At 68.0% G+C, this 19,610-nt stretch carries 18 protein-coding genes; 9 read left to right on the forward strand and 9 right to left on the reverse strand.

Annotation, left to right across the window (positions count from 1 at the left end; all coding sequences use genetic code 11):
• Positions 1 to 39: 39 nt before the first annotated feature.
• Positions 40 to 1,575 carry a malonate--CoA ligase gene (locus EZ313_RS06685; RefSeq protein ID WP_135262414.1) on the forward strand — a complete coding sequence of 512 codons (1,536 nt, stop codon included), beginning with the start codon at positions 40 to 42 and terminating at the stop codon, positions 1,573 to 1,575.
• On the opposite strand, the gene EZ313_RS06690 is transcribed toward EZ313_RS06685, so the two are convergent.
• A complete protein-coding gene (locus EZ313_RS06690; RefSeq protein WP_135262415.1) occupies positions 1,572 to 1,799 on the reverse strand; it encodes a hypothetical protein in 228 nt (75 codons plus the stop codon). The two genes, EZ313_RS06685 and EZ313_RS06690, sit on opposite strands and share 4 nt — an antisense overlap.
• A 234-nt stretch (positions 1,800 to 2,033) precedes the next feature.
• Here EZ313_RS06690 and EZ313_RS06695 point away from each other — a divergent pair, with 234 nt between their 5' ends.
• Complete coding sequence (locus EZ313_RS06695) at positions 2,034 to 2,381, forward strand: hypothetical protein (RefSeq protein WP_135262416.1); 348 nt, start codon at positions 2,034 to 2,036, stop codon at positions 2,379 to 2,381.
• Between the two features lie 10 nt (positions 2,382 to 2,391).
• Here EZ313_RS06695 and EZ313_RS06700 read toward each other — a convergent pair whose 3' ends face one another.
• From EZ313_RS06700 to EZ313_RS06730, 6 genes are all read right to left on the reverse strand, one after another.
• Positions 2,392 to 3,051: a DsbA family oxidoreductase gene (locus EZ313_RS06700; protein WP_135262417.1), complete on the reverse strand. Its 660-nt coding sequence runs from the start codon at positions 3,049 to 3,051 to the stop codon at positions 2,392 to 2,394.
• A 50-nt stretch (positions 3,052 to 3,101) separates the two neighbouring features.
• Complete coding sequence (locus EZ313_RS06705; protein WP_135262418.1) at positions 3,102 to 3,716, reverse strand: LysE family translocator; 615 nt, start codon at positions 3,714 to 3,716, stop codon at positions 3,102 to 3,104.
• 419 nt (positions 3,717 to 4,135) lie between these two features.
• On the reverse strand, positions 4,136 to 4,558 hold the full coding sequence (locus EZ313_RS06715) for a VOC family protein (protein ID WP_135262419.1): 423 nt from the start codon (positions 4,556 to 4,558) through the stop codon (positions 4,136 to 4,138).
• Between the two features lie 27 nt (positions 4,559 to 4,585).
• Complete coding sequence (locus tag EZ313_RS06720; protein WP_135262420.1) at positions 4,586 to 6,526, reverse strand: acetyl/propionyl/methylcrotonyl-CoA carboxylase subunit alpha; 1,941 nt, start codon at positions 6,524 to 6,526, stop codon at positions 4,586 to 4,588.
• Position 6,527: 1 nt separating this feature from the next.
• The gene (locus EZ313_RS06725; protein WP_135262421.1) at positions 6,528 to 7,682 is read right to left on the reverse strand and encodes an acyl-CoA dehydrogenase family protein; all 1,155 of its coding nucleotides are present in this window, start codon (positions 7,680 to 7,682) and stop codon (positions 6,528 to 6,530) included.
• A gap of 11 nt (positions 7,683 to 7,693) precedes the next feature.
• Positions 7,694 to 9,310, reverse strand: coding sequence for an acyl-CoA carboxylase subunit beta (locus EZ313_RS06730; protein WP_135262422.1), 1,617 nt, complete (start codon positions 9,308 to 9,310; stop codon positions 7,694 to 7,696).
• 106 nt (positions 9,311 to 9,416) lie between these two features.
• Here EZ313_RS06730 and EZ313_RS06735 point away from each other — a divergent pair, with 106 nt between their 5' ends.
• Positions 9,417 to 11,207 (forward strand): acyclic terpene utilization AtuA family protein, encoded by a 1,791-nt coding sequence (locus tag EZ313_RS06735; protein ID WP_135262423.1) that lies wholly within the window; start codon positions 9,417 to 9,419, stop codon positions 11,205 to 11,207.
• On the opposite strand, the gene EZ313_RS06740 is transcribed toward EZ313_RS06735, so the two are convergent.
• A complete protein-coding gene (locus tag EZ313_RS06740; RefSeq protein ID WP_135262424.1) occupies positions 11,208 to 12,002 on the reverse strand; it encodes a crotonase/enoyl-CoA hydratase family protein in 795 nt (264 codons plus the stop codon).
• Positions 12,003 to 12,111: 109 nt separating this feature from the next.
• On the opposite strand from EZ313_RS06740, the gene EZ313_RS06745 reads away from it, so the two are divergent.
• From EZ313_RS06745 to EZ313_RS06770, 6 genes are all read left to right on the forward strand, one after another.
• Positions 12,112 to 12,987 (forward strand): branched-chain amino acid ABC transporter permease, encoded by an 876-nt coding sequence (locus tag EZ313_RS06745; RefSeq protein WP_135262425.1) that lies wholly within the window; start codon positions 12,112 to 12,114, stop codon positions 12,985 to 12,987.
• Between the two features lie 4 nt (positions 12,988 to 12,991).
• Positions 12,992 to 14,068 (forward strand): branched-chain amino acid ABC transporter permease, encoded by a 1,077-nt coding sequence (locus tag EZ313_RS06750; RefSeq protein WP_135262426.1) that lies wholly within the window; start codon positions 12,992 to 12,994, stop codon positions 14,066 to 14,068.
• A 77-nt stretch (positions 14,069 to 14,145) separates the two neighbouring features.
• A complete protein-coding gene (locus EZ313_RS06755; protein WP_240788619.1) occupies positions 14,146 to 14,937 on the forward strand; it encodes an ABC transporter ATP-binding protein in 792 nt (263 codons plus the stop codon).
• On the forward strand, positions 14,934 to 15,746 hold the full coding sequence (locus EZ313_RS06760; protein WP_135262428.1) for an ABC transporter ATP-binding protein: 813 nt from the start codon (positions 14,934 to 14,936) through the stop codon (positions 15,744 to 15,746). The genes EZ313_RS06755 and EZ313_RS06760 overlap by 4 nt, the downstream gene beginning before the upstream one ends.
• A 4-nt stretch (positions 15,747 to 15,750) precedes the next feature.
• The gene (locus tag EZ313_RS06765) at positions 15,751 to 17,607 is read left to right on the forward strand and encodes an AMP-dependent synthetase/ligase (RefSeq protein WP_135262429.1); all 1,857 of its coding nucleotides are present in this window, start codon (positions 15,751 to 15,753) and stop codon (positions 17,605 to 17,607) included.
• Positions 17,608 to 17,706: 99 nt separating this feature from the next.
• Positions 17,707 to 18,876 (forward strand): ABC transporter substrate-binding protein, encoded by a 1,170-nt coding sequence (locus EZ313_RS06770; RefSeq protein ID WP_135262430.1) that lies wholly within the window; start codon positions 17,707 to 17,709, stop codon positions 18,874 to 18,876.
• A 105-nt stretch (positions 18,877 to 18,981) separates the two neighbouring features.
• Here EZ313_RS06770 and EZ313_RS06775 read toward each other — a convergent pair whose 3' ends face one another.
• Positions 18,982 to 19,581, reverse strand: a complete 600-nt coding sequence (locus tag EZ313_RS06775; protein ID WP_135262431.1) for a hypothetical protein — start codon at positions 19,579 to 19,581, stop codon at positions 18,982 to 18,984.
• Between the last annotated feature and the right edge of the window lie 29 nt (positions 19,582 to 19,610).

The following is a 19,610-nucleotide window of genomic DNA, read 5'->3' on the forward strand; positions in this document are numbered from 1 at the left end:
GCGGAAGGGTCCGCGCGGCCGGGCCTTCGAACGACTGAAATGAAGAACCACAACCTCTTCGCCGCCCTGCGCGCGGCGTTCCCCGGGGACCTCGACGAGATCGCGGTCGAGACCGACGAAGAACTGGCCTACAGCTGGCGCGACCTGCACCGCGCGACGGCCATGATCGCGAACCTGCTGGTGTCGCTGAAGCTTCCCGAGGGCTCTCGCGTCGCGGTGCAGGTGGAGAAGTCCGTCGAGGCCATGATGCTGTACCTGGCCACGCTGCGCGCCGGCTACGTGTTCCTGCCGCTCAACACCGCGTACCAGAGCGCCGAGATCGGATACTTCATCGGCAACGCCGAGCCGGCCGTGGTGGTCTGCAGCCCGAAGAACTTCGGCTGGGTGAGCAAGATCGCCTTCCAGGCCGGCACGAAGAACGTGTTCACGCTCGGCGACGACCGCACCGGCTCGCTGCTGGATCGCGCGGCGCAGCACAGTGACAGGCACGAGGTGGCAGTCAAGGGCGAGGACGACCTCGCGGCCATCCTCTACACCAGCGGCACCACCGGCCGCAGCAAGGGCGCGATGCTCACGCACGGCAACCTGCTGTCGAACGCGCAGGTGCTGAAGGACTACTGGGGCTGGGTGCCGGGCGACGTGCTCATTCACGCGCTGCCCATCTTCCACGTCCACGGCCTGTTCGTCGGCATCCACGGCGCGCTGATCAACGGCAGCAGGATGATCTGGCTGGGCAAATTCGATCCGAAGAAGGTGATCGCCGCGATGCCGCGCGCCAGCGTCTTCATGGGCGTGCCCACGCTGTACGTGCGCATGCTGCAGGAGCCCGCGCTCGATCGCGAAGCGGCGCGCAACATGCGCCTGTTCATCGCCGGCTCGGCGCCGCTGCTGATCGAGACCTTCAACGAATGGCGCGAGCGCACCGGCCACACCATCCTGGAGCGTTACGGCATGAGCGAGACCATCATGCTGACCTCCAACCCGTACCGGCCCGAGCAGGGCGAGCGCCGCGGCGGCACCGTGGGCTTCCCGCTGCCGGGCGTGGGACTGCGCATCCGCGACGACGAGGGCAACGACCTGCCGGCCGAGGAGATCGGCGGCATCCAGGTGCGCGGGCCCAACGTGTTCAAGGGCTACTGGCGCATGCCGGAGAAGACGGCCGAGGAGTTCACCGCCGACGGCTGGTTCAAGACCGGCGACGTGGGCAAGGTGGACGGGCTCGGCTACGTGCACATCGTCGGCCGCAGCAAGGACCTGATCATCAGCGGCGGCTACAACGTCTACCCGGCGGAGATCGAAGGCTTCATCAACGAGCTGCCGGGCGTGGCCGAAAGCGCGCTGGTGGGTGTCCCGCATCCCGATTTCGGCGAAGTCGGCATCGCAGTGGTGATCGCCAAGGCGGGCGCGAAGCTGGAGCCCGAGCCGATCCTCGCCACGCTCAAGTCCAGGCTCGCCAACTTCAAGATCCCCAAGCGCTGCTTCGTGGTGAGCGAACTGCCGCGCAACACGATGGGGAAGGTGCAGAAGAACCTGCTGCGGGAGCAGTACAAGGGGCTGTTCGAGGCGCGCGCCTAGGCCGCTCCCTGCACCACCACCTTCACCGGCACGCTCGCGCCCAGCTCGCGCAGCGCGCGCCAGGTTTCGGGCGAGACGAGTTGCTCGGTCTGGTCCGCCGGATGCACCAGGCGGCCCTCGTCGCGCGTGGCATACCAGCCGGCCGCGAACAGGCCCCTCGCCTCGGAGCTGAGGTCGTCGGGGCTTGGACGGTGGTCCAGGGGCGGTTGCCTGCGTGGGTCCATGGCGTGCAACTTAGCGGCGGACCATCCACTTGCTGCCAGTGGTGCGGCTGAACCTTTGTCGGCGCGCTCCCACAGACGGGGCGGCCCGCCAAATGGGCAAATCTCCCAAAGTATTGCGGCTGAGCTGCACTTCTTGCGCCTGTACACGCCTGTTCAGGAGAGCGTTCACGATCATGGCTTTCGGCAGCCAACCGCGGTCCTCCGCGCGACCGCCGCTACCAAGCCTATCGAATCATGCCCAGCCTGCTGCACGCACCGCTCACCGAACTCGAGTCCCTGCTCGACGCCTACGCCGATGGGTTCGAGTGGTACTGCTTCTGCCTGGTCTGCGGCCACCAGCAGCCCGCCGGCCACGACACGCTGCAGGAGCTCTACCAGTCGCAAGCCCGATGGCGCGGCGGCCGCATGCGGGAGCTCTACCCGCTGGTGTGCGCGCACTGGGACGTCGTGAACCTGGCCCACGAGATCGCCGACGCGAAAACCGAGGTGGAGCGCAAGCCGCTGCTGGCGCTTCTGCGCCAGGCCAAGGCGCGTCATCGTCGCGCGGTGCAGGCGCTGCGCGCCACCTGGGAAGCGGCCTGACGGCCGCGCGTCAGCCGACCTGCTGCTGCGCGGCGATCTGCCGCAAGGCCTGCTCGAACACTTCGGGCGGCTGGCCGCCCTGGATGAGGTGGCGGTCGTTCACGATCACCGACGGAACGGCGTGGATGCCGTTCTGCGTGTAGAAGCCCTCCTGCTCGCGCACCTCGCGGGCGAACGAGTCCGACGACAGGATCGCGCGGGCCTGTTCCGGGTCCAGCCCCGCGGCCCGCACGGCTTCGAGCAGCACCTGCGGATCGGAGACGTTGCGGGCGTCGGTGAAGTACGCGCGCAGCAAGGCCTTCTTCAGCGCGCGCTGGGCCTGCGGCGACTGCTGCCCTGCCCAGTGAAGCAGCCGGTGCGCATCGAACGTGTTCCACACGCGGCCGCGTCCCTGCTTGCGGAACTCGAAGCCCAGCTCAGCGCCGCGCCGGCGGATCGACTCCCAGTTGGCGGCCTGCTGCTCGGCCGTGGAGCCGTACTTCTGCGTCAGGTGCTCCGTGATGTCCTGGCCTTCGGCACCCATCTGCGGATTGAGCTCGAAGGGCTGGAAGTGCAGCTCGGCGTCGACCTCCCCGTCGAGTTGACGCAAGGCCTGCTCCAGCGAAGCCAGTCCGACGGCGCACCAGGGGCACGCGACATCGGAGACGAAATCGATCTTGAGTCGGGTCATGGCCGCATGCTAGCGGCGGCACGAAGCCCTTGCGGCAGCCTGCTTTTCGCTCAACGGTCCGTCGCCGCCAGCTTGGCGCCCAGGCCGGCGAACGCCGCCGCGAAGCCGTACCGCAGCCAGCGCTGCACGCGGGCCGATTCGATCACCAGCCTGCGAAAGCCGTGGGCGACGAATCCATACACCACGAAGACCACGAACGTCATCAGCATGAAGACCCCACTGAGCACCAGCAGCTGCAAGAGCGGCCGGCCGGCGGCCGGATCGACGAACTGCGGCAGGAAGGCCAGGAAGAAGATCGTCAGTTTGGGATTGAGGATGTTGAGCAGGAACGCCTTGACCACGAGCCCCATGGCCGATGCGCGCGAGACGCTGCCATCCACCGAGAACGCCGACCGGTCGCGCCAGGTCGCCACGGCCACGTACAGCAGGTAGGCCACGCCCGCGTACTTGAGCACCTGGAAGGCCAGCGCGCTGGTGTGCATCACCGCCGCCAGCCCGAGCACCGTGGCCAGCAGGTGCGGCACGATGCCCGCCGTGCAACCGAGCGCCGCGTACACGCTGGCGGCGCGGCCCTGGACCAGCCCGGTGGACACGGTGTAGAGCACGCCGGTGCCGGGAATGAGCACGACGATCAGGGATGTGACCAGGAACTCGGGCGAGATCATCGGGGGGTCTCCGCGGAAGGCCGGGGTTGGCGGGCGTAGCTGACGGTGAGCGCCTCCCAGACATGGCCGTCCGGTTCGCTCCAGTAGACGATGCGGCCGCCCATTCGGTGTTGATGCGATGGTCGACCGGGCCGTGCGGCATGCTGCGGTAGGGCAGGCCGGCGGCCCGCAGGCGGCTGACGATGCCGTCGAACTCTTCCTCGGACACGCGGAAGCAGTAGTGCTGCACGGGCAGCGTGCCGCCGTCCCACTGGTCGAAGTCCAGCGTCAGCCCGTCGCTGGCGTACACCGGCGAGAAGGGGCCGATGCCGGCGCGCGACCAGGGCACGCCGAGGATGCGGGCCAGCAGCTGCGCCGATGCATGGCGGTCGCGCGCCGGAACGATCAGGTGGTCGAGCTCGATGGACACGAGGGGGGCCTCAGTCGGGCGGAAGCATGTCCGGGTTCCAGGCCACTTCCCACAGGTGCCCGGCCGGGTCCTGGAAATAGCCGGCGTACCCGCCCCAGAAGGTCTTCTCGGCCGGCTTGGTGATCTTCGCGCCCGCGTGTTTCGCCTGCGCCATGACCGCATCGACCTCTTCGGTCGAGCGCACGTTGTGCGCCAGCGCGAACTCCGTGCTGCTGTGCGGCCCCACGGGCAGGCCGGTGTCGTGCGCCAGGCTGGCCCGCGGCCAGAGCGCGAGCCGCAGGCCGTTGTCCAGGTCGAAGAAGGCCACGGCCCCATGCTCGAATTGCTCGCCGACGATGCCCTGTGTGCTCCAGCCGAGCCCATCGCGGTAGAACGTGACGGCCCGCGGCAGGTCGTCGACGCCGAGGGTGATGAGGGTGATTCGCGGTTTCATGATGAAGCTCCGAACGCGGCCATCTTGTCACGGAGCCAGCTCGACCAGGACGCGTCCGGCGTGGACCTGTTCGCCGGCAGCTGCATGCACGGCTGCCACGATGCCGTCGGCTGCAGCCGTATGGACGTGCTCCATCTTCATCGCCTCGAGGGTGATGACGGGCTGCCCGGCGCTGACGCGCTCACCGGGTTCGACCAGCAACGCGACGACACGGCCGTTCATGGACGCGCGCACCCGGCCGTCGCCGTTGAAGGCGGCGCCGCGTGAGAGCGGCTCCAGGGTGCGATCGACGGCGTGGTGCGGTTCGCCCCCGGCGATGTGGAACCAGAGCTCGCGTGCCTGGCGAACGTACGCCAGACGATGGGCGACGCCGTCCAGCACCAAACTCGCCTGGGCCTGTCGCAGGTCGAGGCACTCCAGCGCATGCGCTAGGCCACCGGTGCGGATGTCGAACCGCCGAGGCGTGGTCTGCGCGATTTCGGCATGCACGGTTTCGCCGCCCAGCTGGTAGCGCACGTCGATCGGCAGCGCGGGCGCGAGTGCGCCCGAGGCATGGTTCGCATTCGCAACCAGCAGCCAGGCCGCGATGGCGCGCGCGCGTGAACGCTCGGCAACCGGAGACGCGAGCAACTCTTGCTCGTGCTGTGCGATGAAAGCGGTCGTGGCCTCCCCCCGCGCGAAGGCCGGATGCAGCAGGCACCGCGCGAGCAACGCCTGGTTCGTGGTGACGCCGAGCGCCACCAGTTCATTCAAGCCGCTCGCCAGCTTGCGCCGCGCTTCGTCTCGCGAGCGGCCGTGTGCCACCAGCTTGGCGATCATGGAGTCGTAGTAGGGCGGAATGTCCGCGCCGGGTGCGAGCGCGTGCTCGACACGAAGGTCCTGCGGCGGCTGCCAGCGATGCAGCGTGCCGCTCTGGGGCATGAAGCCGTCGTTCGCATCTTCCGCGCACAGGCGCACTTCGATCGCGTGGCCTTCGAAGCGGATCTGCTCCTGCCGCAGCGGCAGCGGTTCGCCGGCCGCCACGCGCACTTGCCACTCGACAAGGTCGAGGCCGGTGAGCGCCTCGGTCACGGGATGCTCCACCTGCAACCGCGTGTTCATCTCCATGAACCAGAAGCCGCCTTCGCGGTCGAGCAGGAACTCCAGCGTGCCCGCGCCTTCGTAGCCGATCGCCTTCGCGGCGGCGACTGCCGCGGCCCCCATCTCCTCGCGCAGGGCCGCATCGACGGCGGGCGACGGGGCTTCCTCGATCAGCTTCTGGTGGCGCCGCTGCACCGAGCAATCGCGCTCGCCCAGATGGACGACGTTGCCGTGGCGGTCGCCGAACACCTGGATCTCGACGTGGCGCGGCGCCTCGATGGCCCGCTCCAGGATCACGGTGCCATTGCCGAAGGCGTGCCTGGCTTCGGACTGCGCGCTCCGCAGCGACTCGTCGAGCTCGGAAGACCCGCGCACCAGCCGCATGCCGCGGCCGCCACCGCCCGCAGTGGCCTTGATCATGACGGGGTAGCCGATGCGGTCGGCTTCGTCGCGCAGCCGCGCGGGCGATTGCTCCTCGCCGTCGTAGCCGGGGATGCAGGGGACGCCGGCCTGCGTCATCAGCCGCTTGGCACCGGCCTTGTCGGCCATGGCGAGGATGGCCGCGGGCAACGGGCCGATGAAGACCAGGCCCGCGTCGCGGCAGGCTTGGGCGAAGTCGGCGTTCTCAGCAAGGAAGCCGTAGCCGGGATGCACGGCATCGGCGCCGGTCTTGCGCGCCGCTTCGAGGATCGCGGCGATGTCGAGGTACGACTGCGCGGGAAGCGGCTCGCCGATGCAAACCGCCTCGTCCGCGGACCGGACGTGCGGCGCGTTCGCATCCGCCGTCGAGTAGACGGCGACGGTGGCGTATCCCAGGCGATGCGCGGTGCGCAGGACCCGCAGCGCGATTTCGCCGCGGTTGGCGATCAGGATCTTGCGCAATCCCACGTCAGTCGTTCTTCGGGAACGTGCCCATGAACTTCGACAGGATCTGCAGCATCACCTCGTCCGCGCCGGCACCGATGGAGACCAGCCGCATGTCGCGGAACAGCCGCGAGATCGGAGCTTCGTCGGTGTAGCCCATGCCGCCCCAGAACTGCAGGCAGCCGTCGGCCACTTCGCGCACCACGCGGCCGGCCTTGAGCTTGGCCATGGTGGCCAGTCGCGTGGCGTCCTCGCCGCGCACGACCATCTCCACGCCCGCCCAGTTGAGGGCGTGCAGCGCCTCCACTTCCGTCTGCAGCTCGGCCAGCTTGTAGTGCACCCACTGGTTGTCCAGGATCGAGCGGCCGAACGCCTTGCGCTGGCCGGTGTACTCGATGGTCTCGCGGATCGCGCGCCGCGCCATGCCGCAGGCGTTGAGCGATCCCCACAGGCGCTCCTGCTGGAACTGCTCCATCTGGTAGATGAAGCCCATGCCTTCCTCACCGATGCGATAGCGCTGCGGCACTCGCACGTCGTCGAAGTGCAGCTGCGCCGTGTCCGACGAGTGCATGCCCATCTTGCGGATCTTGCGCGCGACGCTGATGCCCTTGCTCTTCATCGGCACGATGATGAGCGACTTGTTGCGGTGCGCCGAGCCGTCCGAGGTGTTGGCCAGCAGGCAGCAGAAGTCGGCCTGCGTGCCGCTGGTGGTCCACATCTTGCCGCCGTTGATGACGTAGTCGCCGCCATCCTTGCGCGCGGTGGTCTTGATCGAAGCGACGTCCGACCCGCTGCCCACCTCGCTCACGCCCAGGCACCCCACCAGCTCGCCGCGAATCGCGGGAGCGAGGAATTCGTCTCGCAACTCCCGGCTGCCGTGCCGGGCCAGCGCCGGCGTGCACATGTCCGTCTGCACGCCGATGGCCATCGGCACGCCGCCGCAGCGGATCTCGCCCAACGCCTCGGCCAGCACGGCGCCGTAGGAGAAGTCCAGGCCCGATCCGCCGTTCTCCTCCGGCTTGGTCAGGCCCAGCAGGCCCAGCTCACCCATCTGGCGGAAGACCTGGTGCGCGGGGAAGATCTCCTCGCGTTCCCATTGGTCTACGTGCGGGTTCACCTGCTCGGCGATCCAGCGCAGCACGGTGTCGCGCAGCTGTTCGTGTTCGTGGGTCAGTTGCATGGCTTGCTCCTTCAGGGCCGCGCGACCGAGAACTGCATCGCGCGCGGCTGCCGCGTATCCGCTTCGCGGCAGATGGCGAACACCTCGGCCAGCACGGCGCGGGTGTCGCGCGGATCGATCACGCCGTCGTCCAGCAGGCGCGCGCTGGTGGTGAACACGCTCATCTGGCTGTCGAAGTGTTCGACGATGCGCCGGCTCATCTCGTCGAGCCGGGCCTCGTCCACCTCGCCTCTGCGTTTCATCGCGGCCTCGCTCACCATGCGCATGGTCTGCGCGGCCTGCTCCCCGCCCATGACCGCGGTGCGCGCGTTGGGCCAGCTGAAGCAGAAGCGCGGATGGAAGCCGCGGCCGCACATGCCGTAGTTGCCCGCGCCGTAGGACGCGCCGCAGTAGATCGTCACCTGCGGCACCGACGCATTGGTCACGGCCTGGATCATCTTCGAGCCGTGCTTGATCATCCCGGCCTGCTCGTATTCCTTGCCCACCATGTAGCCGGTGGTGTTGTTCAGGTAGAGCAGGGGCGTGCCCGACTGGCAGCAGGCCTGGATGAAGTGCGTGGCCTTGTTGGCGCCCGCCACGTCGATCGGGCCGTTGTTGGTGATCACGCCCACCGCCCAGCCCTCGATGCGCATGTGGCCGCACACGGTGGCGCTGCCGTAGTCGCGGCCGAATTCGAGGAAGTCCGAATCGTCGGCGATGCGCGCGATCACCTGCTTCATGTCGACCGGGCGTTTCAGGTCGGCGGGCATGATGCCCAGCAGCTCCTCGCGGTCGTAGCGCGGGGCGCGGAACTCGCGCGGCGTTCCGGATGCGCCGCGGTCCCAGTCGATGTTCCCCAGGATGTCGCGGGCAATGCGCAGCGCATCGCGATCGTCCTCGGCCAGGTAGTCGCCCAGCCCGGAGATGCTGGTGTGCATCTCGGCGCCGCCCAGTTCCTCCTCGGTGGCGATCTCGCCGGTGGCGGCCTTGAGCAGTGGCGGCCCGGCGAGGAAAGCGCGCGAGCGGCCGCGCACGAGGATGATGTAGTCCGACAGGCCGGTCTGGTACGCGCCGCCCGCGGTGGACGATCCATGCGTGACGGTCACCACCGGCAGCCCCGCGGCCGAGAGACGCGCCAGGTTGCGGAAGGTGCTGCCGCCGCGGATGAAGTCCTCGACCCGGTAGGCCATGAGGTTGGCGCCCGCCGATTCGACCAGCTGCACGTAGGGCAGCCTGTTCTCCAGCGCGAGCTCCTGCACGCGCAGCAGCTTGTCCAGGCCCATGGGCTGGAGCGCGCCGGCGTCGATGCCCGAGTCCGAGACCAGCACCATGCAGCGCACGCCGCTCACGAAACCGATGCCCGCGACCAGCCCGCCACCCGGCACGCTGCGCTCCAGGTCGGGCGTGTCCAGGCCCAGGCCGGCCAGCGAGGAGAGTTCGAGGAACGGCGCGCCGGGGTCCAGCAGCAGCATCAGGCGCTGGCGCGGCAGCAGTTGGCCGCGCTTCTCGAATCGCTCGCGTGACGCCGCCGACCTCGCCTGCGTGCGCTGCTCGAACGCGCGCACCTGCCGCAGCAGCCCGAGCATGTGTTCGCGGTTGGCCGCGAAGGCTTCGCGGCCGGGGGCGATGGTGGATTCGATGAGAGGCATGCGCGAGCTCAGCTGGGGGCGGCGTCCGACTCTAGCGGCGCGCAGCGGCCGCGCCTATTCGGGTATAGCCGACCGCTGGCGGCGGCATTGGCGCTACCCTCGCGCCATGGCCAATCACAAGACCGTGCGCATCGGCGGCGCCTCCGGTTTCTGGGGCGACAGCCGCTTGGGGCCGGCGCAGCTGGTGCAGTCGGGCTCGATCGACTACCTGGTGTTCGACTACCTGGCGGAGACCACGATGGCGGTGCTGGCCGCCGCGCGGGCGAAGAAGCCCGAGATGGGCTACGCGACGGACTTCGTCGATACCGCGTTGCAGCAGGTGCTGCCGCAGGTGCTGCGGCGCGGCATCAAGGTCGTCGCGAACGCAGGCGGCATCCACCCGCACGGCTGCGCTCAAGCCGTGAAGTCTCTTGCGCAGTCCATGGGGCTGTCGCCGCGGATCGCCGTGGTCGAGGGCGACGACGTCAGCGCCCAGATGCCGCGGCTGCGCGAGCAGGGCGTGGCAGACATGTTCACCGGCGAGCCGCTGCCTTCACGCGTGCTCAGCGCCAATGCCTACCTGGGCGCGTTCCCGATCGCACAGGCGCTGGCGACTGGAGCGGACATCGTGATCACCGGCCGCGTGGTCGACAGCGCCGTCACGCTCGGTCCGCTCATCCATGAGTTCGGATGGCAGCCAGGCGACTACGACCGCCTCGCGGGCGGCAGCCTCGCCGGCCACATCATCGAATGCGGTTGCCAGGCCACCGGCGGGCTGTTCACCGATTGGGACCAGGTGCCGGACTGGCCGCACATCGGCTATCCGGTCGTCGATTGCTCCGCGGATGGCAGCTTCGAGCTGACCAAGCCGCCCGGCACAGGAGGCCTGGTGCGCGCCGCCTGCGTGGCCGAGCAGATGCTGTACGAGATCGGCGATCCGGGCGCCTACCTGCTGCCCGACGTGGCTTGCGACTTCCGCCAGGTCCGCATCGAGCAGGCGGGGCCGGAGCGCGTTCGCGTGAGTGGCGCGAGAGGCCGCCAGCCGGGGCCGCTCTACAAGGTATCGGCGACGCAGCTCGATGGTTTCCGCTGTGCCGGCATGCTGGTGATCGTGGGCATCGGTGCCGCCGGGAAGGCGCGCCGCACGGCGGATGCGATCCTCGAGAGAACCCGTGAACTGCTTGCGCAGGTCGGCCTCGGAGACTTCGCGGCGGCGCACGTCGAGCTGCTCGGCAGCGAAGCCCTGTACGGCCCGCATTCACGCGCGGCCGATGCGCGCGAGGTGATGGTGCGCATCGTCGTCGATCATCCGGACAAGCGCGCACTCGAGATCTTCGCGCGCGAGATCGCGCCGGCGGGCACGTCCTGGTCGCCCGGCACCACCATGCCCGCAGGCGGCAGGCCATCGCCTTCGCCCCTGATCAAGCCGTTCTCGTTCCTGCTCGACAAGGGCAGCGTGCCGGTGCGGGTGAGCGTCCATGGCGAAAGCACGCCCGTGGAGATCGCGGCCGGCGGCGTCCTGCAGTCTCCCGACGCGTTGCCCGCACCGCCAATGTGGAACGATCCCGCCGGCGAACCGCTGGTCGAAGTGCCGCTGATCCGCCTGGCGTGGGCGCGCAGCGGCGACAAGGGCGACATGGAAAACATCGGCGTGATCGCGCGCCGTTCCGAGTGGTGGCCGCTGTTGTGGAACCGGCTCACTCCCGAGGTGGTGGCTGCGTATTTCGCGCACCTGGCAAGAGGACCCGTCGAGCGCTTCCAGCTGCCCGGCATCCACGCGGTCAACTTCGTGATCCACCGCGCGCTGGCCGGCGGCGGTCCTGCGTCGCCACGCTTCGATCCGCTGGGCAAGGGCTTCGCGCAGATGCTGCTGGACCTGCCGGTCAAGGTGCCGCATTCCCTCGCGCGCACGCTCTGATCAGAACTTGCCGTGCCGCCCCTCGCCGGCGGCGAAGCGCGTTGCGCCTTCGAGGCCGTCCGCGATGCACGGATGGCCGCCGCGCCACTCCTGGTGGAGCGCCTCGTTCAGCGGCAGGTCCCATTGGCGATACGCGCTCATCCGGTCGGCCCGCATCGTTCGCTGCGGGAAGGTCGCGAGTTGCCCGGCCAGTGAGACGGCCGCATCGCGCGCCTGGCCGCGTGGGACGACGCGGTTGCACAGGCCCATCTGCAGCGCCTCGGCGCTCTCCACCTTGCGCCCGGTGAGGATCAGGTCCATCGCGTGGCCCATGCCCACCAGGCGCGGCAGGCGCACGGTGCCGCCGTCGATCAGCGGCACGCCGAAGCGGCGGCAGTAGACGCCGAAGTACGCGTCCTCCTCCATCACGCGCAAGTCGCACCACAGCGCCAGCTCCATGCCGCCGGCCACGGCCGCGCCGCTCACCGCCGCGATGACGGGTTTGGAGAGCAGCAGGCGCGAAGGGCCCATCGGCCCCGGCGGCTGCGGCGTGCCGGGCTGGAAGTCGAGTTCCTCGAACACGGACTGCGCTTCGCCGGCCATACGCGCGCCGTACTGCAGGTCCCAGCCCGCGCAGAAGTGCCCGTTGGCGCCGTGGAAGACGGCGACCGTGGAGGACTCGTCCGCGTCAAAGGCGAGGAAGGCCTCGTACAACTGCCGCGCCGTCTCGCGGTCGACCGCGTTGCGCACTTCGCGGCGGTCGAGCGTGACGATCGTAAGTTCACCTTGCTTCTCGGTTCGCACGGGCGTTTGCATCGGGGCATTACAGCGGTCGCGACCGGGACGGTTCTCCGGACCAACCCTGTAGCCCTTTCGAATGACCTGGGGCTATAACCGGTCCCCACAAGAAAGGCGCCCGGCACAAGTGCAATTCCTCCAACTGGTGATCAGCGGCATCGCGCAGGGATGCATCTACGGTCTGATCGCGCTGGGCTTCGTGCTCATCTACAAGGCCACCGAGACGGTCAGCTTCGCCCAGGGCGAGCTGATGATGCTGGGCGCGTTCGCCGGGCTGGCGGTGATGACGCTGATGGGCCTGCCGTTCTGGGTGGGGGTGGTGTCGGCCATCGCGGCCATGGCCGTCTTCGGCGTGCTGCTCGAGCGCGTCGCCATCCGCCCGATCCTGGGCCAGCCGGCGTTCTCCATCGTGATGCTCACCATCGGCATCGGCTACGTGGCGCGTGGCGCCATCACCATGCTGCCGGCCATCGGCACCGAGACCCACACGCTGCCAGTCCCCTACAAGGACGTCCTCTGGCGCGCGGGCGGCCTGGTGGTCAACGCGGAGCAGGTGGTCGTGATCGGCGCCACCGCGCTGCTGTGCGCGCTGCTGTTCGCCACGTTCCGCTACAGCAAGGTGGGCATCGCGATGCAGGCCGCGTCGCAGAACCAGCTGGCGGCCTACTACATGGGCATCCCGGTGCGCAGGCTCAACAGCATGGTGTGGGGCCTCGCCGCGGCGGTGGCCGCCATCGCCGGGCTGCTGCTGGCGCCCATCACCTTCGTCCACGCGAACATGGGGTTCATCGGGCTGAAGGCCTTCCCGGCGGCGGTGGTGGGCGGCTTCGGCAGCCTGCCGGGCGCCATCGTCGGCGGCCTGATCATCGGTGTCGTCGAGTCGCTGGCGGGCTTCTACCTGCCCGAGGGCTTCAAGGACATCGCGGCGTACATCGTGGTGCTCGTCATGCTGGTCGTGCTGCCCAACGGGCTGTTCGGCGAGAAGCTGAGAAAAAAGGTCTGACGCCGTGCGCTTCATCTTCAAGACCGGCTACGACCAGGACATCCGGCTGGCCAAGCACGGCGGCCATGTGTTCTGGTACACCGCGCTCGGCGTCGTGCTGCTCGCCGCGCCCTGGCTGCTGTCGGAGTACCTGCTGGCGCAGCTCACGTTCATCCTGATCTACGGCATCGTGGGCCTCGGCCTGATGGTGCTCGCCGGCTTCACCGGCCTGTTCTCGATCGGGCATGCGGCCTTCTTCGGTGTCGGCGCGTACACCCAGGCCGTGCTCACCAACATGGGCTGGCCGTTCCCCGTCGCAATGGCGGTCGCGGGTGCGTTGTCCGCCGTGGTGGGCATCGTGGTCGGCCTGCCGGCGCTGCGCGTGAAGGGCATCTACCTGGGCATCGCGACACTCGCCTTCGGCTTCATCGTGGAGGAGGGCTTCGCCCGCTGGGAGAAGGTCACCGGCGGCAACGCGGGCCTGACGGTCGGCACGCCCAGGGCCTTCGGCTGGGCGGCCGACACCGGGCCCGAGTTCTACTTCGTCTGCCTGGCCACCACCGTGCTCGCCACGCTGGCCTGCGCCAACCTGCTGCGCTCGACCACCGGCCGTGCCTTCGTGGCGATCCGCGATTCCGAGATCTCCGCGCAGAGCATGGGCATCCACCTGGCCTACTACAAGACGCTCAGCTTCGCGATCTCCGCGGCGCTGGCCGGCGTCGGCGGTGCGCTCTACGGCCACCAGCTTCGCTTCCTGTCCCCGGACCAGTTCAACATCATCCAGTCCATCGACCTGCTGCTGATGGTGGTGATCGGCGGGCTCGGTTCGCTGCACGGAGCCTTCCTCGGCGCGATCTTCCTGATCGGGCTGCCGCAGGCCATCTCCGCGGTGAAGGACTGGCTGCCGCCGGCGATCGGGCAGGCGCCCGGGCTCAAGGCGGTGGTCTATGGCCTGGTGCTGATCGCCTTCGTGCTGTTCGAGCCGCTCGGCCTGTACGGCCGCTGGCTGAAGGTGCGCGCCTGGTTCCAGCTGTTCCCGTTCTACCGCAAGGGCATGTTCAGGCGGCAGAAGTCGTTCCAGAAATCGGAAAGATTGAAATGAACGATGCCGTGACCAGGCCCCTCGAAGCGAAGCGCGCGAGCCCTTCGGCCGCTGCCGCGCCGCCGCAAGAAGACGTCTTGCTCTCCGCGAAGAACCTCTCCGTGCGTTTCGGCGGCGTGCTCGCGGTCAACAACGTCAGCTTCGACGTGCGCCGCGGCGAGGTGTTCACCCTGATCGGCCCCAACGGCGCCGGCAAGACGACGGTGTTCAACCTGATCAGCCGCATCTACAACCCCACCAGCGGCAGCATCGATTACGAGGGCGTGCCGCTTACGCGCCAGCCGCCGCACCGCATCGCGGGCCTGGGCATCGCGCGCACCTTCCAGAACATCGAGCTGTTCGAGCACGCCACCGTGCTGCACAACCTGCTGATCGGCCGGCACACGCACCGGCGCACCCAGTTCTGGTCCGACATCTTCTTCACCCGCGGCGTGCGCGCGGCCGAGATCGAGGCGCGCGAGAAGGTGGAGCGCGTCATCGACCTGCTGGACCTGCAGCATTACCGGGACACCACCGTCGCGGGACTGCCGTACGGTGTTCGCAAGGTGGTGGAACTCGGGCGCGCGCTGTGCACCGAGCCCAGGCTGCTGTTGCTGGACGAGCCGTCCTCGGGCCTGAACGTCGAGGAGACCGAGGACATGGCGTTCTGGATCCAGGACATCCAGCAGGAACTGGGCGTCACCGTGCTCATGGTCGAGCACGACATGACGCTGGTGTCCAAGGTGTCCGACCGCGTGCTGGCCATGAACCAGGGCGAAGTGCTGGCAATGGGCACGCCGCAGCAGGTGCAGGCGCACCCGGGCGTGATCGAAGCCTATCTCGGCGCCGCGGAAGATGTGGCCACGCTGCGGCGGGAGGCGGCGCGATGAGCGCGACGGCTCCGGCCACGACATCGGCGCGCGGCGACGAACAGCCGGTGCTGCGCCTGGCCAACGTGGAATCGGCCTACGGCCCGGTCAAGGCGATCCGCGGCGTGAGCCTGCAGGTGCGGCGCGGCGAGATCGCCACCGTGCTGGGCAGCAACGGCTCGGGCAAGACCACCATCCTCAAGACCATCTCCGGCATCATCGATCCGCTCAAGGGCTCGGTGGAGTTCAAGGGCGAGAACATCACCGCGCGCGACCCGGCGTACATCGTGCAACAGGGCCTCTCCCACGTGCCGGAAGGCCGCGAGGTGTTCCCGCTGCTCTCCGTGCGAGACAACCTGGCCATGGGCGCCTACACGCGCAAGGACCGTGACGCGGTCGCACGCGACATGGAGGCCGTGTTCTCCTACTTCCCGATCCTGCGGGAGCGCGCCTCGCAGGACGCGGGCCTGCTCTCCGGCGGCCAGCAGCAGATGCTGTCGATCTCGCGCGCGATCATGGCCGCCTCGGAGGTGATCCTGCTGGACGAGCCCAGCCTCGGCCTTTCGCCCAAGCTGACGAAGGAAATCTTCGAGATCGTGGTGCGCATCAACCGCGAACGCGGCACCACGCTGCTGCTGGTGGAGCAGAACGCCAACATGGCGCTCAACGCCGCCGATTACGGCTACGTGCTGGAGAACGGCCGCATCGTGATGGAAGACGACTGCGCCCGCCTGCGCGAGAAGGAAGACATCAAGGAGTTCTACCTCGGCATGAAGGAAGCGGGCGTGCGCGGCGAGCGGCGCTGGAAGAAGAAGAAAACCTGGAGATGACCCGATGAGCAATCTCTGGAACGCCGTGAAGATCGAACCGCGCAACGAGCTGGTGCTCGAAGGCGACACGGTGCCCGTGATGTTCTGGAACGCCGTGCGCCTGCGCGGCCCCAAGGTCTGGATGCGGCAGAAGGAGCTGGGCCTGTGGCGCAGCTGGACCTGGGACGAAGCCGGCCGCATCGTGCGCGAGCTGGGCGGCGGGCTGATGGCGCTGGGCTTGCAGCCGCGCGACACCGCTTCCATCCTGGCCAACACCCGCGCCGAATGGGTGTGGGCGGACCTGGCGGTGCTGTCCGCGGGTGGCGTCTCCAACGGCATCTACCCGACCGACGCGCCCTCGCAGGTGCAGTTCCTGTGCGAGGACTCGGGCACCAGCATCCTGTTCGTCGAGGACGAGGAGCAGCTGGACAAGGCGCTGGAAGTGCGCGAGCGCCTTCCGCGGCTTCGCAGGATCGTGGTGATGGACATGGAGGGCCTGCGCGACCTGGCCGATCCGATGGTCCTGAGCTTCGACGCATTGCGACAGCTCGGACGCGAGTACAACGCGCAGCATCCACAGGAACTCGATCGCCGCGTGCAGGCCTGCAAGCCCGGGGAACTGGCCATCCTGGTCTACACCTCCGGCACCACCGGCAAGCCCAAGGGCGCGATGCACAGCCACGGCGCGCTGGTCTACATCACGCGCGCGTACAACCCGCTGCTGCCGCAGGACGAGAGCGACGAGCGCATGTGCTTCCTGCCCCTGTGCCACATCGCCGAGCGCATCGCGGGCGAGTATTTCCCGCTCTACACCGGCTCGCGCGTCAACTTCGTCGAGAACCCGGAGACGGTGCCGGAGAACATCCGCGAGATCCAGCCCACGGTGTTCTTCGCCGTGCCGCGCGTGTGGGAGAAGTTCTATTCGGCCGTGATGATCGGGCTGCGCGAATCCACGAAGCTGCAGCAGGCGATCTACGCCTGGAGCATCCGCGTCGGCGGGCGCATCGCCGACCGGGTGCTGGCCGGCAAGCCGGTGCCGGGCGCGCTGAAGCTGCAGTTCCTCGTCGCACGCGCGCTGGCGCTGGACAACGTGCGCAAGCTGATCGGAATCCATCGCGCGCGGTTCCTGCTCACGGGCGCCGCGCCGATCTCGCCGGAGCTGATCCGCTGGTATCTCTCGCTGGGCCTGCCGATGCTGGAGGCCTGGGGCATGACCGAGACCTGCGGGGCATCGTCCTGCGTGCCTCCGGGCCGCATCAAGCCCGGCACCATCGGGCCGGCGGGCGCGCACAACCAGATGCGGGTGGACCCGGCCACCGGCGAGATCCAGGTCAAGGGCCCCAACGTGTTCATGGGCTACCTGAACCAGCCGGAGAAGACGGCCGAATCGTTCACGACCGACGGCTGGTTCCGCACGGGCGACGTGGGGGGAGTGGACGAAGACGGCTACTTCCGCATCACCGACCGGATGAAGGACATCATCATCACGGCCGGCGGCAAGAACATCACGCCCAGCGAGCTGGAAAACGAGCTGAAGTTCTCGCCCTACATCACCGATGCGGTGATCATCGGCGACAAGAAGCCGTACCTGACGGCGATCATCATGATCGACCAGGAGAACGTCGAGAAGTACGCGCAGGACCACGACGTTCCCTTCAGCAACTACGCCAGCCTGACGCGCGCGCGCGAGGTGCAGGACTTGATCCAGGGCGAGATCGACCGCGTGAACGCCCGCTTCGCGCGGGTGGAGCAGATCAAGCGGTTCTTCCTGCTGGACACGCAATTGAGCGCGGAGGACGAGGAGCTCACGCCCACGATGAAGCTCAAGCGCAAGCTGGTGGAACGCAAATACGCCCCGCAGATCGACGCGATGTACCAGTGAGGGCCGGCATCTGCGGGATTACGCCAGCTTGACACCCCAAGGGCCCGGAGAAGAATCGCCCCGTTCAGCAGCGCTTTCATCGATAGAGGAGACCAGAACATGCCAGGAATCTTCCGACTGCTCGCCGCGTGCGCGGCCCTGTGCCTTTCCGCCGGCGGCGCTTTCGCGCAGCAGCAGGGCGTGAGCAAGAACGAGATCGTGATCGGCACGATCCAGGACCTGTCCGGCCCGCTGGCGGGCTTCGGCAAGCAGGCGCGCCTGGGCATGCAGCTGCGCGTGGATGAGCTCAACGAGCAGGGCAGCATCCACGGGCGCAAGCTGAAACTGCTGGTGGAGGACGACGGCTACGACCCGCGCAAGGCGGTGCTGGCGGCGCAGAAGCTGGTCAACCAGGACAAGATCTTCCTCATGGCCGGCCACCTGGGCACGGCCCAGAACATGGCCGCGATGCCGGTGCAGTTCGAGAAGGGCGTGGTCAACTTCATGCCGATCACGGCCGCGCGCGAGATGTACGAGCCCTTCCACAAGCTCAAGTTCTCCTTCGCCGCCACCTACTACGACCAGATGCGCACCACGCTGCCCAAGATGGTCAAGGACAAGAACGCAAAGAAGATTTGCACGATCTACCAGGACGACGAGTTCGGGCTCGAAGTGCTGCGCGGCGCCGAGGCGGGCCTCAAGTCGATCAACATGGAGTTGGCCGAGAAGACGTCGTTCAAGCGCGGCGCCACCGACTTCTCCTCGCAGGTGGCGCGCATGAAAGGCGCCGGCTGCGACCTGGTGGTGATGGGCACCATCATCCGCGAGACCATCGGCACCATCGCCGAGTCGCGCAAGACCGGCTTCAACCCCACGTTCTTCGGATCGAGCGCCTGCTACACGGACCTGATCCACAAGCTGGGCGGCGCGGCGATGAACGGCCTGTACGCCACGCACACGGTGCAGCACCCGTACCTGGACGAGGCTTCGGACAAGATCCGCTTCTGGGCCAACAAGTACAAGACCAAGTTCAACGAGGACCCGACGGTGTTCTCGGTCTACGGCTACAACATCATCGACATGTTCATCCAGGCCGCGCAGAAGGCGGGCCCGAACCTGACCACCGACAGCTTCGTCAAGACCATGGAAGGCATGACCTTCCCGCCGGACATGTTCGGCGGCGCCATCCAGTCCTTCACCGCGCAGAAGCGCCTGGGCAGCGAGGTGTCGCGCCTGTCGGTCATCGAGAACGGCAAGTGGAAGGTGATCTCCGAATACGTGAAGCCATAACCAGCGAAACCGGAGGAGGACTGCCGGGCCAAGCGCCCGGTTTTTTTATGTCCGCCCGGATCCTTCCGGACTTTCGTGCCGCGGCCGTCGCACGCGGCGACCCCGTCACTGGAGGGGCTTCAGGATGGAGTCTAGGTGACGCCTGAGGTATCGAAGGGGCGTGGCTCGGTCCAGCTTCGCCAGACTCGGTACGCAGTTCGGCTCGATCCGACCGACCCTCTGCAGAAAAACGAGCTCTCCAAGCAGCGCCTCGAGCAAGAGCTCACCCGCGAGGACGGCATCCGCGGGAGATGGCGAATCAGCTTCCTCGAACAGGAGTTCGACATCGACGAACTCGCCTGCTCGGTAGGACGTTAGGCGGTAGTACCACCGCTCTGCACATATCTCGTGCGCACCGACTTCGATTCGCAAGGACGTCAGATCTTTGGCAGGTTTTGCATGAAAGAAGCGCCAAGTGGGAATGTCCGGGGCGGCGTCGACCAACTCGCGGCAAGCGCTGATGCGGTCCGCGTTGCCAGGCGAGAACACGAAAGCATGGCTTGGCAGAGCATACGGACCGATCTCCCAGCCGGCTCCGGATGTGGCGTTTGCCACCCGCAGTGAAAGTAGATCATCCAGGTGCGAAGTATCGGCTTGCAAATAGGCGTGCCGTATTTCAGGTTCATGCTCCTGGAACCACTCCCAGAACTCGCGTGCTTTAGCCAAGCTCCTGCTCCTTTGCTGCGGCAGCGGCC

The sequence above is a fragment of the Ramlibacter henchirensis genome (genome assembly GCF_004682015.1).
Classification (GTDB): Bacteria; Pseudomonadota; Gammaproteobacteria; order Burkholderiales; family Burkholderiaceae_C; genus Ramlibacter; species Ramlibacter henchirensis.

Bases quoted from the DNA above. Each gene is read 5' to 3' on its own strand.
- EZ313_RS06765 (WP_135262429.1), top strand. From the start codon at position 15,751: ATGAGCAATCTCTGGAACGCCGTGAAGATCGAACCGCGCAACGAGCTG.
- EZ313_RS06725 (WP_135262421.1), bottom strand. From the start codon at position 7,682: ATGCAACTGACCCACGAACACGAACAGCTGCGCGACACCGTGCTGCGC.
- EZ313_RS06760 (WP_135262428.1), top strand. From the start codon at position 14,934: ATGAGCGCGACGGCTCCGGCCACGACATCGGCGCGCGGCGACGAACAG.
- EZ313_RS06685 (WP_135262414.1), top strand. From the start codon at position 40: ATGAAGAACCACAACCTCTTCGCCGCCCTGCGCGCGGCGTTCCCCGGG.
- EZ313_RS06705 (WP_135262418.1), bottom strand. From the start codon at position 3,716: ATGATCTCGCCCGAGTTCCTGGTCACATCCCTGATCGTCGTGCTCATT.
- EZ313_RS06690 (WP_135262415.1), bottom strand. From the start codon at position 1,799: ATGGACCCACGCAGGCAACCGCCCCTGGACCACCGTCCAAGCCCCGAC.
- EZ313_RS06740 (WP_135262424.1), bottom strand. From the start codon at position 12,002: ATGCAAACGCCCGTGCGAACCGAGAAGCAAGGTGAACTTACGATCGTC.
- EZ313_RS06715 (WP_135262419.1), bottom strand. From the start codon at position 4,558: ATGAAACCGCGAATCACCCTCATCACCCTCGGCGTCGACGACCTGCCG.
- EZ313_RS06695 (WP_135262416.1), top strand. From the start codon at position 2,034: ATGCCCAGCCTGCTGCACGCACCGCTCACCGAACTCGAGTCCCTGCTC.
- EZ313_RS06730 (WP_135262422.1), bottom strand. From the start codon at position 9,310: ATGCCTCTCATCGAATCCACCATCGCCCCCGGCCGCGAAGCCTTCGCG.
- EZ313_RS06735 (WP_135262423.1), top strand. From the start codon at position 9,417: ATGGCCAATCACAAGACCGTGCGCATCGGCGGCGCCTCCGGTTTCTGG.
- EZ313_RS06770 (WP_135262430.1), top strand. From the start codon at position 17,707: ATGCCAGGAATCTTCCGACTGCTCGCCGCGTGCGCGGCCCTGTGCCTT.
- EZ313_RS06700 (WP_135262417.1), bottom strand. From the start codon at position 3,051: ATGACCCGACTCAAGATCGATTTCGTCTCCGATGTCGCGTGCCCCTGG.